A 14,414-nucleotide genomic window follows, 5' to 3' on the forward strand; every position below is an offset into this window, starting at 1 on the left:
CATCACATGCGATGTATAGGGCGTACCCGCGGCTCACGCCGCGGTGAACAGCAGCACTGCGTTCTGCCCGCCGAAACCGAAGGAGTTGCTGACGGCGGCTCGTACCTCGCCTTCTCGTCCGGCCCCGGCCACCACATCGAGGTCGATCTCCGGGTCCGGGCTGTCCAGGTTGGCGGTCGGCGGTACGAAGGATTGCTCCATGGCGAGCACCGTCACCGCCGCCTCGATTGCTCCCGCCGCGCCCAGCGAGTGACCGAGCACGCCCTTCACCGAGGTGACGGACGGCCGGTCGCCGAGGACGCGCCGGATGAGCCGGCCCTCCATCCGGTCGTTCAGCGGTGTGGAGGTGCCGTGGGCATTGACGTGGTCGATGTCCCCGGGAGCAAGCCCGGCGTCCAAGAGAGCCGCGCGCAAAGCCAGTTCGGCGCCCGTGCCCTCGGGATCGGGCGCGGTGGCGTTGTACGCGTCCGCCGAGGCGCCGTAGCCGCTGACCCGGGCGCGCACGCGGGCGCCGCGTGCCTGTGCGTCCGCGTGGCGCTCCAGGACGAGCACCGCCGCGCCCTCACCGAGTACGAAACCGTCGCGCCCCGCGTCGAACGGCCGGGACGCCCTCGCGGTGTCGTCGCGGCGCTCGGACAGCGCGCCCATCTGGCTGAACCCGGTGGAGATCGAGGGCACCACACACGACTCCGTACCGCCGGTGATCACCACGTCGCAGGCGCCGCTGCGCAGCAGTTCGCGGGCGATGCCCACGGCCGTGCTCCCCGAGGCGCACGCCGTGGAGGTGACCAGGTTGGGCCCGCGCGCGCCGATCTCCATGGCCACGTAACCGGCCGACATGTTGGGCACCAGCATCGGGATGAGCGTGGGCGAGACCTTGAGCGGACCGGTGTCGCGCAGCACGTCGTACTGCTTCTCCCAGCTCCCCGCGCCGCCGAGGCCGCAGCCCAGCACCACGCCGACCCGGGCGCCGTCCCAACTCGCGGGATCGAGGCCCGAGTCCGCCACGGCTTCGGTCGCGGCGGCGATGGCCAATTGGTTGCTGCGGTCCAGTCGCCACGCCTTGCGCCGTCCGACGAGCGCGTCGGCGTCGAAGTCCGGGACGACGCAGCCGAAGCTGACCGGCATCCCGGCAAGGCCCGGCACTTCACGCGCCGCGGTGCCCGCGGCCTCACAGACGCGGTCCCAGGTTGCCGCAGTGCCCACACCGCCCGCCGTCACCATGCCGATGCCGGTGACGGCGGCGTCGAACGGGGCTGACCGTAAGGAGTCGACGCCGGGCATCAGACACCCACCAACTTCGCCTCGATCACGTTGGCGACCTGGGCCATGGTGTCCTCGGCGGTCAACTCGTCGTCGTCGATGGCGACGTCGAACTCCTGCTGCGCGGCGAGGGTGATCTCGACCAGGGCCAGGGAGTCGAACTCCAGCTGGGTGAAGGTGGTGTCGGGCCGCACCTCGTCGGCCTGGATGCCGAAGCCGCTCAGCAGGCCCACGAAACGCTCGTACACATCGCTCATCGCATGACTCCGTATGTCTGGGGCGGGATGGTTCATTTCTGGTCCGGTGCAGGCGGGCGGGCCGACGGATTTCAGGCCGGGCAGATGTCCGGCCAGCGCAGGGCGGCGGCGCCCCAGGTGAGGCCGCCGCCGAACGCGGTGGTCACCACGCGGTCGCCGGGGCGCAGGCTGCCCGCGACCGCCGCGTCGGCCAGGGCGAGCGGGATGGAGGCGGCCGCCGTGTTGCCGACCCGGTCGAGGTGGACGTGGCAGCGCGAGCGCGGTAGGGCGAGGCGGTCGGCGACCGCGTGCATGATGCGGATGTTGGCCTGGTGGGCGACGAGCAGATCGATGTCGTCGACACCCCAGCCGAACCGTTCGGCCACGGCCAGGGAGGCCTCCGCCATCCGCTCCACGGCGTTGCGGAAGACCTTCTTCCCCTCCATCCGGAAGTACGGGTCGGCACGGTCGGCCGTCTCCGCGCGGATCGGATCGCGGGAGCCGCCCGAGGGCACCATGATCAGGTCGCTGCCCCGGCCGTCGCTGGCGAGTTCCACCCGACCGAGGGCGCCCGGCTCGTTGGTACGCCCGGGGCGCAGGACGACCGCTCCGGCGCCGTCGCCGAAGATGGCGCGGGTCGAGCGGTCGGTGGGGTCGAGGATGCTGGAGTAGGTGTCGGCTCCGATGACCATGACCGTGCGGGCCGATCCGGTCGCCAGGAAGCCGGCCGCGGTGGCCAGCGCGTAGAGGAAGCCGGTGCAGACGGCACCGACGTCGAACGCGGGGACCGTGCCCAGGCCCAGCTCTGAGGCGACGAGCGGTGCGGTGGCAGGGCACTGCCGGTCGGGCGTGGTGGTGGCGACGATCACCGCGTCCACGGTTTCCATACCGGCGGACTTGAGTGCCCGTCGGCCCGCTTCCACGGCCAGGTTCGAGGTCGCCACACCGGGCTGGACCACATGGCGGCGCCCGATGCCGGTGCGGCTGCGGATCCACTCGTCGCAGGTGTCCAGCTCCTGGCTCAGATCGTCGTTGGTGACCACGTGCGGGGGGAGCCAGGTGCCCAGGCCGCACAGCACGGGTGCGGGAGGGTGCGCGGATTCCTTCATCTGTTCCGTTCCCTAATGCTTGAGTAAGTGGTTCCGGTCCGTCCCGTGCGGGGATCGGCCGGGGTGTTGATGTGGACACGCAGGGGGACCTTCGGCGCCGTATCCGGCCGGACCCGGCCGTCTGCGTCGACGCCCGGCAGGATCGCCCATGGCGATTTCTTCACCGAGCACTCCCATTCCAGATCGCGAAAAGGGCAGCGTCGGCCCCGTTCGGCGGTTACTGGCAGCGGAGGAATAGGCAACCGGAAATCACGCGCGGCACGACAATCCCACGAGGGGTCGATGCGACCGTGATGAAGGAAGAAGGCACAGGTCGGCTACGTGCGCGGACCGTGCGGCACAGTGTGAACGGTGCCCGGGAGGTCGCAGGCCGCGTGCCTCCGGGCGCGAGTGCTATCTGCGGCGATGGCCGAATGGAAAGTCGATCATTTGAATCGCCCCCGTGACGAAAACTCGAAGAGTGGGCCGAGAGCCGGCGAACTCCTTGCTGACGTGCTCCTCGGGGAGCCCGATCTCCCCGTTGCGCGGTCGCCGGTCCGGCCTACCGCTGGCGGGCCGACTAGCCGCGCGGGTCATGATTGGCGGATGCGTGAATTCCTCTCCGTGCAGCGCCAATCGACTTCCGCGAGCGGTGATGTGGCCCGATATAGCGCGACTGTAGCAGGCGCACACCTCCCCACCATGTGACGCCGATCACATGTTTATGTGCCCCCTTTGGTGGATGTCCGTATTCCGCTATTCGTGATCTCGGGGATGACCTCGGCGGCTTTGTGTGAATCAATGCTTCACCTTTCTCGTTCGGGCAACTGAATTTCGGTTCGACTCGCCCGTGTGAAGGCGTGCGCACGGTGGCCTGAAATTACGGAGACGTTAATTCCAGTTGCCCGGGGCAACGCAGGGATGCGTCCGGGCTGCACGAGCCGGACCGCCGGCCGCGTCACGCCGAGCGGTCGCAGCAGGGGGCGGAGATGTGACTGCGGAGGGCGGCACCGGCTGCGCTGATCGCCACAGGCCGGGGCGCTGTTCCCTTCCGGTGGAACGTTGTTATCTTCGATAGTGGAGATTACGATGATTGAGGGGAGCCAGCTCATGGTGCGCAGTGGCAACACCGAGGGAGAAGAGGTGCAGCTGCAGCTCCGGAAGGACTTCCTCATCGCCGAGCGTCCTGGATACCTGCTCCACAAGGCGGCGTTGCTGCTGGTGGAGGACGCGGAGGCGGCGCTGGGCGAGATCGGTCTGCGTACTCGCTATTACTTCGTGCTGGCCACCCTCGCGGGCGGCCCCGAACTCTCCCAGCAGGACCTGAGCCGATTGCTCAACCTCGACCCGACCACGGTCGTGGCGGTGATCGACGAGATGGAGCGCAACAAGCACGTCGAGCGCAGGCGCAACCCGGCCGACCGTCGGCGCTACAACCTCATCCTCACCGAGTCCGGCCGTGAAGTGCTGGCGGCGGCGGACAAGGTGGTGACCGAGGTCGAGTCTGCGTTCTTCGGTGAGCTCGCCGAAAGTGAGAACCAGGCGCTGCGCGAGATGCTCCGCAAGATGCTGGCGGGCCGCTGGCCCGCGTCCGTCTGTTCCGACTGAGAAGTCGCGGTTCGCTCTACGAGCCACTGTTCCCGCCGATCCGCTCGCGGCGCGACCCGACCGGGCCGCCGCGCGGACCGACATCACTGTCTTCGCGCTGTCCATGTAGTACACGGGGTGGACATCTGAGCCGTCGATGTCCGCCCCGCCCGCGCCTTCGTGCGCCGCTTTCGCGCACCCCATGACGGTTACTCAACGTAACGAACCGTGCACACCCGCACCCCACCTGCACCTGTGTGACCGCAGGCGCCATCGACCAGCGAGGCCTATTGACCGCCTACTTTCCAATCATCTAGATTCCCATCATCGATAGGTCCTATTGATTGGGGAGTTCTCGCATGTCCTCAGAACGCGCGCCATCGCCCACGAGGTGGTGGACACTCGGGATCGTTGCGCTGGGCACGTTCATGCTGATGCTCGACCTGAGCGTGGTGTCGATCGCGCTGCCGCAGATCCACCAGTCCCTGGGCAGCAGCTTCTCCGACCTGCAGTGGGTGTTCGACGCCTACGCGCTCACGCTTGCGATCTTCCTGGTGGCGGCGGGCTCGCTGGCCGACCGGATCGGCCGCAAGAAGATCTTCCAGGTGGGCTTCGCCATCTTCACCGCCGCTTCCTTAGCCTGCGGCCTGGCCGGTGGCGCCGGAGCGCTGAGCGCCTTCCGTGCCATCCAGGGCATCGGCGCCGCCATCATGTTCGCGGTCGGCCCGGCCATGCTCAGCCATGAGTTCCACGGCAAGGAGCGCGCGACCGCGTTCACCGCCTTCGGTGCCGCGGTCGGTCTCGCCGTCGCCGTCGGTCCGCTCATCGGCGGCTCGCTGATCAACGCCCTGTCCTGGCGCTGGATCTTCTACATCAACGTGCCGGTCGGCGTCATCGCCATCGCCATCAGCGCCCTGCGTGTCCGCGAATCGCTCAACAAACGGGCCCACCCCACCGATTGGGCCGGCCTCGTCACCTTCAGCGTCGCACTCGCCGCACTGGTCTTCGCCGTCATCAGGGCGCCCGAGCAGGGTTGGGCCAGTGCCACCACGGTCATTCTCTATGTGCTCAGCGCGATGTTCCTGACCCTGTTCGTGGTCATCGAGCGACGTCTCGGCGAACGCGCCATGATCGACCCGGCGTTCTTCCGCAACCCCACCTTCATCGGTATCTCCCTCGTCGCCATGATCGGCAACGCCGGAGCCCTGCCGTCGGTCTTCTTCGAGACCAGCTACCTCGAAAACATCCTGCATGTGGACGCCTGGGGCACGGGCCTGCGCTTCCTGCCCCTGACGGGCGCGATGTTCGTGGCCGGCGCCCTCGGCGGCGGCCTCATCGGCAAGGTCCCCTTCCGTGTGCTGCTCGGCGGCGCGACTCTGGTCATGGGCAGCGGCATTCTGTTCCTGAACATGACGAAGGCCGACTCGTCCTGGACCGTGCTCATCCCCGCCCTGGCCATCGCGGGCTTCGGCATGGGCGCCTTCAACCCGGCCCGGGCGGCCCTGGCCATCGGCGTCACCGAACCGGCCAAGTCCGGCGTCGCCTCCGGCATCAACGAGACCTTCCAGCAGGTCGGCATCGCGGTCGGCATCGCGGGAGTGGGCGCGTTCTTCCAGCACCGTGTGTCCAGTGAGTTCACCTCCTCGGCGGTGGGCCAGCAACTAGGGCCCGACGCCGCGGAGCAGGCAGCCCGGGGCATCAGCGCCGGATCCGTCGACGCCGTCGCCAAGGGCGCGGGCCAACTGCACGACCAGGTACTGGCCAGTGGCCAGGACGCGTTCATGAGCGCCTTCCACAACGCCATGACCCTGAGCGCGATCCTCGGGTTCACCGCCGCGCTCATCGGCTTCGTCATGCTGCGCACGAAGGACCTGCACGCCAGCGCGCTGTCGACGATCCCGCCGGATGTCGACGAGGACGGCGAGGTGCGGCCGGACGCCACGGTGGGCGCAAGCGCCTGACGCGCGCCCCGCCTTTCGCGGACGCCGCGGCCCGACGGCCCCGGCCTCCCCTCAGTCGCCGTCCCGGTGGTTTCGATCCCCCGCGCCACCGGGACGGCTCACCTTCGTGAACTGGGCGCTTGCCCAAGTGGCCGCAGGTCAGCAACCTGAAGGCGGCTGACGGGCACGCGCCCGGGAGGGCGGAAACGGATCTAGGTCGTCCATTATCGGCCACCTCGCCGACAGGGCGCGCGCCCATCTCCGTCCTCGTGCCACACCCGCAACGGCTTGATCAAAGTGTCAGAAAATTGGGCATAACCGGCGCCATGGCCGCCCCATTTCGGGACGGCGCGATGCAACGGGCTATGCCGCATACGTCGCGTCGGTGGCGCAAACACATCGATACGTCGTCAGCCATCTCGACCAACATCATTACCCGCTGGTTCACTTGCGCCCCAGGAGCCTCTTGTCACCCGATCGGGTAACTCCGGGGGCTCCTTCTTGACGCATGCGCCCCAATGGGAGGGACCAGGATGTCGACTGCAGCGTACGGGCAGGAGCTTGAGGAGCCGGCCGGCCGGGCACAGCTCAGCCTGGGTGTCGCCGCCGCGCGGAACCTGTCGACCACCACCAAGAGCGTCCCGCAGATGCAGGGCATCAGCTCGCGGTGGCTGACGCGCATGCTGCCCTGGGTGGAGGTGAAGGGCGGCGCGTACCGGGTCAACCGGCGCCTGGTGTACGAGGTCGGCGACGGCCGGGTCACCTTCGTCCAGGAGGGCAGCGCGGTCCGGGTCGTACCGGCTGAGCTGGGTGAACTGCCGCTGCTGCGGGGGTTCGAGGACGACCGGGTGCTGCGGGCGCTCGCCGACCGGTGCCGTCAGCAGCAGTACGGACCCGGCCAGCTGATCGCCGAGCAGGGCGGAGCCGTCGACCACGTCTACCTGATCGTGCACGGCAAGGTCGAGAAGATCGGCACCGGAAGCTACGGCGAGGAGACCCGCCGCGGTGTGCTGTCCGACGGTGGTTTCTTCGGCGGACAGGCGGTGGCCGAGGAGCCGGGGGAGTGGGACTTCACGGCGCGCGCGATGACGGCGTGCACGGTGCTGGCCCTGCCGCGCGCCGCGTACGAGGAAGTGGCCGACCGCCACGACGGGTTGCGCGACCACGTCCGGCGGCGCCAGGACGAGAAGACGCGGCCCCAGAACAAGAGGGGCGAGGCGAACATCGCCCTCGCGTCCGGCCACACCGGTGAGCCGGTGATCCCCGGGACCTTCGTCGACTACGAACTCGACCCGCGCGAGTACGAGTTGAGCGTGGCCCAGACGATCCTGCGCGTGCACAGCCGGGTCGCCGACCTCTACAACGACCCGATGGACCAGATCGAGCAGCAACTGCGGCTGACCATCGAGGCCCTGCGCGAACGCCAGGAATCCGAGCTGGTGAACAACCCCGAGTTCGGGCTGCTGCACAACGCCGACTACAGCCAGCGCATCTCCACCCACTCCGGTCCGCCCACCCCGGACGACATGGACGAGCTGCTGAGTATGCGGCGCGGCACCAAGGCGTTCTTCGCGCACCCCCGCGCCATCTCCGCCTTCGGCCGCGAGTGCAACAAGCGGGGCCTGTCGTTCGACACCGCCGACATGAACGGCCACCCGGTGCCCGCCTGGCGCGGCGTACCGATCCTGCCCTGCGGCAAGATACCCGTCTCGGACGAGGGAACCTCCGCCATCCTGGCGATGCGGCTGGGCGAGGCCGAGGAAGGCGTGGTCGGCCTGCGGCAGACGGGTATCCCCGACGAGTACGAGCCCGGCCTCAACGTGCGGTTCATGGGCATCAACGACCAGGCCCTGATCTCCTATCTGGTCAGCACCTACTACTCGGCGGCCGTTCTCGTGCCCGACGCGCTCGGCGTTCTGGAGAACGTCGAGGTCTTCCACAGCCCGTCCTGACGTCGGCCGCACTCCCACCTGACGTCAACGGCGCGAACGGAGAGAAGAACCGGTGTCACAGCTGTCCCGGATGACCGCGCCCGCGGCTCGTCACCCGGTGGCGCGACTCGTCGCCACGCTCCTCACCCAGAGCCAGGGCATCCGTCCTCCGGCCCCGCAGGCGCTGCCGGGATCCGCCTTCCGGCCGGTGGGCACCCTCGTGCCCACCGGGCCGACGGGGCTTGGCACGTCCGCGGCCCGTATCGCGGCCCGCAAACCGGCCGACGACGCCCCGGCGGAGCGCGGCGGCGGTGTCCCCGAGCTGTACTGTCCGCCCGCGATACGGGACGACCGGGCGCTCGGCCAGGTGGTCAACGACCGGTTGGTGGACTGGGCCGAGGAGATCGGGCTCTACGCCGGACGCCTCGACCGGGTACGCGCGGCCGACTTCGGGCGTCTCATGATGCTGGCCCACCCCGACAGCGACGACCCGGACCGGCTCCTCGCCGCCGCCAAGTGCGCGCTGGCCGAGTGGGCCACCGACGACTACTACTGCGACGACGAGACGATGGGATCGCGGCCCGAACTCCTCGGCTCGCACCTCGGTCTCGCCTACGCGGCGCTCGACCCGGCCCACCTGCCGGGCAGTTACGCGTCCGCGTGGGAGCAGGACATGAAGGACGACCCCGTACGGGTCGCCCTGCGCTCGGGACTGCGGGACCTGGCCAGGTATGCGGACCCCTCCCAGGTGGCAAGGCTTCGCCATGAGGTCTCCGTGCTGTTCGTGGGGTACGGGCAGGAGGGCTCCTGGCGCTCGCGTGGGTATATGCCCACCGTCCGCGAATATCTGGCACACCGTCAGATCAACAGCTTCCTCCCGTGCATCGCACTCGTCGACGTGGTCGGTGGCCAGCCGCTGACGGCCTCGGAGTACGGCGACCAACGGGTCCGCCGGGCCGTGACGATGGCCGCCACGGCCAGCACGCTCGTCAACGACCTGTACTCGATGGCCAAGGAACACGACTCCTCGGGCGTGGAGTTCAACCTGCCCACCGTGATCGCCGAGGAGGAGCGGTGCTCACCGCGCGAGGCGGTCGAGCGGAGCGTGGCGATCCATGACAAGCTCGTGCGCACCTTCGAGACCGAGGCCGCGGCTCTCGCCGTCGCCGGATCGCCTCAACTGTGCCGTTTCCTCGCGGGGGTTTGGGCCTGGCTCGGCGGCAACCGCGAATGGCACAGCGGCAGCCTGCGCTACAACGAAGCCTGAGCCCGCCTTCCGGTCTCATCACAGACGTTGTTTTTGTCATCACCGACGCGGTCATCCCCGCATGCAGCAAGGAGCCCCCATATGACGACCACGCCCACCTCCTCCACGGCACCGGTGCTGCGCACGGCCTACCAGAAGTCCGTCGCCGAGTACTGGAACAACGAGAAGGACCCGGTCAACCTGAGCCTGGGCGACGTCGACGGCCTCTACCACCACCACTACGGCATCGGTGACTACGACCCGTCCGTGCTGGAAGGCCCGCAGGAGACCCGCGACGCACGCATCATCGAGGAACTGCACCGGCTGGAGTCCGCGCAGGCGGACGTCCTGCTCGACCACCTCGGCCCCATCGCCCCCGAGCACCGCCTCCTCGACGCCGGCTGCGGCCGGGGCGGCTCCAGCATCATGGCCAACGCGCGCTTCGGCTGCCAGGTCGACGGTGTGTCCATCTCCCAGTCCCAGGTCGACTTCGCCAACGGCGAGGCCCGCAAGCGCGGTGTGGACGACAAGGTGCGCTACCACTTCCGCAACATGCTGGACACCGGCTTCCCGACCGGTGCCTTCCAGGGCATCTGGAACAACGAGTCCACCATGTACGTGGACCTGTTCGAGCTGTTCTCCGAGCACGCGCGCCAGCTGGCCTTCGGCGGTCGTTACGTCGTCATCACCGGTTGCTACAACGACGTGACCGGTGGCCGCTCGAAGGCGGTCAGCCGGATCGACGAGCACTACACGTGTAACATCCACCCGCGCAGCGCCTACTTCAAGGCCATGGCCGCCAACGGTCTCGTCCCCATGAACGTCGTCGACCTGACGGCCGCCACGATCCCGTACTGGGAGCTGCGCGCCCAGTCCTCCCTTGCCACCGGCGTCGAGGACCCGTTCCTGACCGCGTACCGCGAGGGCAGCTTCCACTACCTCCTCATCGCGGCCGACCGCGTCTGACATCGTCGTCCGTAACGCTCAGGTCGCCCCCGCCTCTTGGCGGGGGCGCGGGCGTATACGGCCGACGGTCAGGCGACGGGGCCGGCGACGAGGCGGATGACCTCGGCCGGCTTCGCGCGGAAGGCCTTGTTCGCCGCGTCGGCGGCGATCATGTGCGGGGCGGCGTCGTGGGCGGCGAGAGCCCCCGGGGAGGCCCACCGTTCGATCAGGACGAAGCGGTCGGGCTCGTCCGCGACCTGGTGGAGGTCGTACTGGAGGCATCCCTCTTCCATACGTACGAGGGGTGCGAGGTTTTCGAAGGCGCTGATCTGTTCCGCGCCCTGGCCGGGCAGGGTGGTGATGAGGATGATGAGCTGGATCGGCTGCGACATGGTGGGGACCCTAGTCGGCGGGTTGTCCGCGGGTCGGGGCGTCTCACCTACTGAATGACGATGGGGTGGCGAGGGTGCTGTCGACGGCGTTCACGGAGATGTTCGGCGTGCGGTACCCGATCGTGCTTGCGCCGATGGGTGGTTCGGCCGGTGGTGCGTTGGCCGCAGCTGTCTGCCGTGGTGGCGGGTTCGGGATTCTGGGCAGTGGGAACGGGGATCCGGAGTGGCTGGCACGCGAGGTCCCGATCGTCGCGGACACCGGTAGGCCGTGGGGTGTCGGCTTCCTGACCTGGGGGATCGATCTCGGCGCCGTGGAGTTGGCGCTGAGTTACGGTCCCAGGGCGGTGATGCTGTCCTTCGGTGACCCGAGCCCGTACGCGGAGCATGTCCGCCGGGCCGGGGCTCTGCTGATCCTCCAGGTCACGGATCTGGAGGAGGCCAGGCAGGCCGCGGACCTGGGGGCCGATGTGATCGTGGCGCAGGGAACCGAGAGCGGCGGGCACGGAGCCGCGCGCGGTCGGTCCACGTTGCCGTTCGTGCCCGCGGTGGTGGATCTCGTGGCTCCGGTGCCGGTACTGGCGGCGGGCGGCATCGCCGATGGACGCGGTGTGGCGGCGGCTCTGGTGCTGGGCGCTGCCGGAGCGCTCATCGGCACCCGCTTCCAGGCCACCACCGAGGCCCTGGTGGATCCCTCCACCACCAAAGCGATCGTGGCGGGGCGGGGGCAGGACACCGAGCTCAGCAGGGTGTTGGACATCGCGCGCGGCTCGCGCTGGCCGTCGAAGTACCACGCCCGTACCCTCGGCCACCCGTATCTCGACCGCTGGCGCGGCCGGGAGGCCGAACTCGCCGCCGACCCCCAAGCCCTCCAGGACTACCAGGACGACGTGGCACGCGGCGCGATCCCCCCGCGGCCGGTCTGGGCGGGCGAGGCCGTCGACCTCATCAACGACGTCCCCTCGGCGACCGATCTCGTCGCCACGATGGCCGCCCAGGCCGAGGCCGCGTTGACCCGCGCGGGACGCCGCTGACGCGGCTGCCAGCCCGGACTGAGCCCGCACGTCCTCGTACTGCGCGAGGTCGGCGTCCCACCCGGCCAGGAGAACCGCGCCTCACCCGAGGGCGACGCTGCCGGAGCCGGGGCGCCCGACGAGCGGCCTGCCCACTCCCGCCGGGCAAGCGGTCGGTTCCGCAGGGGAGAAGCATGAGCAGTACGCCGAACAGGGCCAGGATGTCGGCCACCCGTTGGGGCAGGAAAGGTAACTCCTGCACCACGGGGACGTAGGCGCAGAGCAGAGCGGTCAGCAGCTCGGATCCGTGCGCCGACCGGCCTCGGGAGCGAGCGGAATGCTTGTTCCGGCTTTCCGTGACGCTGTTGCGTACACGGTGGATTCCTGTCATTCGAGCATCCCCTTTCCACGACCTTCCACGGTGTCCGTCCGGCCTGCTGAGCGGTTCGCATCGCCGACCCTTTCGACAGGGGACCAGGGGCGGCCGAGGTCGGGGCAGGGCTCACAGGGTGGCTCATATGTCGCGAGGGCGGCTCATGCCAACTCCGCGTGGCTATCCTGGTGTTCAGACCGGACCGGGTGAACGAACTCGCCGCGGTGCCCCTGCCGATGATGGTTGTCTGCGGACAAGAGGACTATGCGTGGCCCGTTCCCTGGCAACACGCAATGGCCGACCGCCTAGGTGCCCGCCATACCGTCATCACCGGCAGCGCGCACTCTCCCAACGTGGAGAACCCCGTCGATACCGCGCAGGCCCTGATCTCCTTCTGGGGTTCGGCGACAAGGCCCATGCCGCCGAACCCCCGGCAACCGGCAGCCGTACCCGGTAAGCCGCTTGCCGGGAGTGAGAGTGGGCCGCTGCCGGTGCACCGCTGAACAAGCCGGTGCGACCGGCGGCCGTTGCTGACGGATCAGCGGAACTGGTTGGGGAACTGCTCGATGATGCCGTCGGACAGCATGTCGGCCATGCCCAGGATCTGCTGGTGCACCTCGTCGAAGTCGGCGATGTCCTGGGCGTAGCGGCCCTGGAGGCGGTCGGTCGCCTCCTGCCGCGTAGCTGCTGGGGTTCACGGTGTTCCTTCCGCTGGAGGCTCTACAAGATCCTCATGCGGGGGACACCGTCGGGGTATGGGCAGGGGTACTCACCTCTGCATGGGCTCGTACTCACCTGTACGAGCCCATGCCCCTACCCGGCGGCTCGTCAGGAGGCCGTCGTCGGGGTGTCCCGGAGGGTGACGTTGGCGTGGCTTTCCTGGAAGCTCTGGTCCGAGACGAGGGTCAGCCGGGCCGTGGACTGGAACTCCGGCAGTGTGTTGGAGCCGCAGGAGACCATCGTGGTCCTGAGCTTGGCGACGGTCAGGGCGAGGCCTTCGTTGAGGTCGCCGGCGTAGGGGACGTAGCCGTCAACCCCTTCCTCGAAGAGCAGCCCCTGACCGCCCTGGCCGTAGCGCTGCCAGTTGCGGGCCCGGTTCGAGCCCTCACCCCAGTACTCCTTCACGAAGCCGTCACGGGTGGGCAGCTTCGCGCCGGCCGCCTGGTCGAAGCGGGCGAAGTAACGCCCCATCATGACGAAGTCGGCTCCCATCGCCAGCGCCAGGGCCACGTGGTAGTCGTGCACAAGGCCGCCGTCGGAGCAGATCGGCACGTACTCGCCGGTGCGTTCCAAGAAGGCGTCCCGCGCTGCCGCGACGTCCAGGACGGCGCTGGCCTGGCCGCGGCCGATGCCCTTCTGGTCCCGGGTGATGCAGATGGAGCCGCCGCCGACCCCGACCTTGACGAAGTCCGCGCCCGCCTCGGCGAGGAAGGTGAACGCTTCGCCGTCGACCACGTTGCCGCCGCCGACCGGGATCTCCGGATAGTGCTTCTTCACCCAGGTCAGAGCCTGTGCCTGCCAGTCGCTGTAGCCGTCGGACGAATCGAAGCACAGCGCGTCCGCGCCGGCCTCAAGGAGGGCCGGGACGCGCTCCTCGTAGTCGTGGGTGTTGATACCCGCGCCCACCCGCAGACGCTTGGCGGTGTCCACGATCTGGTTCGGGAAGCGTTTGTTGTCCGTGTAGTCGGAACGGAACACCAGATGCTGAAGACGACCCTCGGAGTCCAGCACCGGGAGGCAGTCCAGTCGTTCGTCCCACAGCCGCGCGTTGGCCTCGGACAGTGTGATGTCGGGCCCGGCATGGGCCAGTTCGGCGACCGCGGTCATCCGGCCACTGACCGGTCCGTCCAGGTCATGGCGCTGGGGGTGGAAGTCCCGGGAGGTCACCAGGCCGAGCAGACGGCCGGTGGCGGTCCCGTCGTGGGTGACCGCGGCGGTGCTGTGACCGGTGCGGCGCATGACGTCGACCAGGACGCCCAGGCTGTCGTCGGGACGGACGTTGGTGTCGCTGGTGACGAATCCCGCCTTGAAGTTCTTCACCTGGCGGACCGCCGCGACCTGGTCCCGGATCGACTGGTTGTGGTGCAGGAAGCTCAGACCGCCGTTGCGGGCGAGCGCGATCGCGAGTTCCGGCGTGCTGACGGCCTGCATGATCGCGGACGTGAACGGGGACTGCAGCTCGATCGCCGGCGCCTCGCCCCGGATGTGCCGCACCAGGGGCGTGCGCAGGTCAACGGTCGCAGCCGAGCAGTCGGTTCGAGTCCGGTTCGGCAAGAGCAGAAACTCGTTGAACGTCCGCGAGACCTCGGCGATGATCTGTGCCACTCGTTCCTCCTGACCCGTCGGCCGGGGCCGGCTGCCCCGCCGTGCGGACCGCCCCCGTATACGCAGAGCGTGGGCAGG

Annotated in this window: 11 protein-coding genes; 6 read left to right on the forward strand and 5 right to left on the reverse strand. The window is 69.1% G+C overall.

Going from position 1 to position 14,414, the window contains the following annotated elements; genetic code table 11:
- Window positions 1-33: 33 nt before the first annotated feature.
- The 3 genes from ACT1U9_RS31415 to ACT1U9_RS31425 all read right to left on the reverse strand — a co-directional run bounded on the left by ACT1U9_RS31415 (window position 34) and on the right by ACT1U9_RS31425 (window position 2,608).
- Window positions 34-1,284, reverse strand: a complete 1,251-nt coding sequence (locus tag ACT1U9_RS31415; protein WP_444536010.1) for a beta-ketoacyl-[acyl-carrier-protein] synthase family protein — start codon at window positions 1,282-1,284, stop codon at window positions 34-36.
- Window positions 1,284-1,520, reverse strand: coding sequence for an acyl carrier protein (locus ACT1U9_RS31420; protein ID WP_444536011.1), 237 nt, complete (start codon window positions 1,518-1,520; stop codon window positions 1,284-1,286). Before ACT1U9_RS31420 ends, ACT1U9_RS31415 begins: the two co-directional genes overlap by 1 nt.
- Window positions 1,521-1,591: 71 nt before the next feature.
- Window positions 1,592-2,608, reverse strand: a complete 1,017-nt coding sequence (locus tag ACT1U9_RS31425) for a beta-ketoacyl-ACP synthase III (protein ID WP_444536012.1) — start codon at window positions 2,606-2,608, stop codon at window positions 1,592-1,594.
- A 1,068-nt stretch (window positions 2,609-3,676) separates the two neighbouring features.
- On the opposite strand from ACT1U9_RS31425, the gene ACT1U9_RS31430 reads away from it, so the two are divergent.
- From ACT1U9_RS31430 to ACT1U9_RS31450, 5 genes are all read left to right on the forward strand, one after another.
- Window positions 3,677-4,195, forward strand: coding sequence for a MarR family winged helix-turn-helix transcriptional regulator (locus tag ACT1U9_RS31430; protein WP_444536013.1), 519 nt, complete (start codon window positions 3,677-3,679; stop codon window positions 4,193-4,195).
- Between the two features lie 338 nt (window positions 4,196-4,533).
- On the forward strand, window positions 4,534-6,135 hold the full coding sequence (locus tag ACT1U9_RS31435; protein WP_444536014.1) for an MFS transporter: 1,602 nt from the start codon (window positions 4,534-4,536) through the stop codon (window positions 6,133-6,135).
- A gap of 512 nt (window positions 6,136-6,647) precedes the next feature.
- Entirely contained in the window at window positions 6,648-8,066 is a 1,419-nt protein-coding gene (locus ACT1U9_RS31440) for a family 2B encapsulin nanocompartment shell protein (protein ID WP_444536015.1), read from the forward strand.
- 52 nt (window positions 8,067-8,118) lie between these two features.
- On the forward strand, window positions 8,119-9,312 hold the full coding sequence (locus tag ACT1U9_RS31445; RefSeq protein WP_444536016.1) for a family 2 encapsulin nanocompartment cargo protein terpene cyclase: 1,194 nt from the start codon (window positions 8,119-8,121) through the stop codon (window positions 9,310-9,312).
- 81 nt (window positions 9,313-9,393) lie between these two features.
- Entirely contained in the window at window positions 9,394-10,257 is an 864-nt protein-coding gene (locus tag ACT1U9_RS31450) for a geranyl diphosphate 2-C-methyltransferase (RefSeq protein WP_444536017.1), read from the forward strand.
- 68 nt (window positions 10,258-10,325) lie between these two features.
- On the opposite strand, the gene ACT1U9_RS31455 is transcribed toward ACT1U9_RS31450, so the two are convergent.
- Entirely contained in the window at window positions 10,326-10,628 is a 303-nt protein-coding gene (locus ACT1U9_RS31455; RefSeq protein WP_444536018.1) for a putative quinol monooxygenase, read from the reverse strand.
- A gap of 65 nt (window positions 10,629-10,693) precedes the next feature.
- On the opposite strand from ACT1U9_RS31455, the gene ACT1U9_RS31460 reads away from it, so the two are divergent.
- A complete protein-coding gene (locus ACT1U9_RS31460; protein ID WP_444536019.1) occupies window positions 10,694-11,659 on the forward strand; it encodes an NAD(P)H-dependent flavin oxidoreductase in 966 nt (321 codons plus the stop codon).
- A gap of 1,180 nt (window positions 11,660-12,839) precedes the next feature.
- Here ACT1U9_RS31460 and ACT1U9_RS31465 read toward each other — a convergent pair.
- Window positions 12,840-14,336, reverse strand: a complete 1,497-nt coding sequence (locus tag ACT1U9_RS31465) for an IMP dehydrogenase (protein WP_444536020.1) — start codon at window positions 14,334-14,336, stop codon at window positions 12,840-12,842.
- Between the last annotated feature and the right edge of the window lie 78 nt (window positions 14,337-14,414).

The organism is Streptomyces sp. BR1, from assembly GCF_052373795.1.
Classification (GTDB): Bacteria; Actinomycetota; Actinomycetes; order Streptomycetales; family Streptomycetaceae; genus Streptomyces.

Bases quoted from the DNA above. Each gene is read 5' to 3' on its own strand.
- ACT1U9_RS31455 (WP_444536018.1), bottom strand. From the start codon at position 10,628: ATGTCGCAGCCGATCCAGCTCATCATCCTCATCACCACCCTGCCCGGC.
- ACT1U9_RS31450 (WP_444536017.1), top strand. From the start codon at position 9,394: ATGACGACCACGCCCACCTCCTCCACGGCACCGGTGCTGCGCACGGCC.
- ACT1U9_RS31415 (WP_444536010.1), bottom strand. From the start codon at position 1,284: ATGCCCGGCGTCGACTCCTTACGGTCAGCCCCGTTCGACGCCGCCGTC.
- ACT1U9_RS31420 (WP_444536011.1), bottom strand. From the start codon at position 1,520: ATGAGCGATGTGTACGAGCGTTTCGTGGGCCTGCTGAGCGGCTTCGGC.
- ACT1U9_RS31440 (WP_444536015.1), top strand. From the start codon at position 6,648: ATGTCGACTGCAGCGTACGGGCAGGAGCTTGAGGAGCCGGCCGGCCGG.
- ACT1U9_RS31425 (WP_444536012.1), bottom strand. From the start codon at position 2,608: ATGAAGGAATCCGCGCACCCTCCCGCACCCGTGCTGTGCGGCCTGGGC.
- ACT1U9_RS31430 (WP_444536013.1), top strand. From the start codon at position 3,677: ATGATTGAGGGGAGCCAGCTCATGGTGCGCAGTGGCAACACCGAGGGA.
- ACT1U9_RS31435 (WP_444536014.1), top strand. From the start codon at position 4,534: ATGTCCTCAGAACGCGCGCCATCGCCCACGAGGTGGTGGACACTCGGG.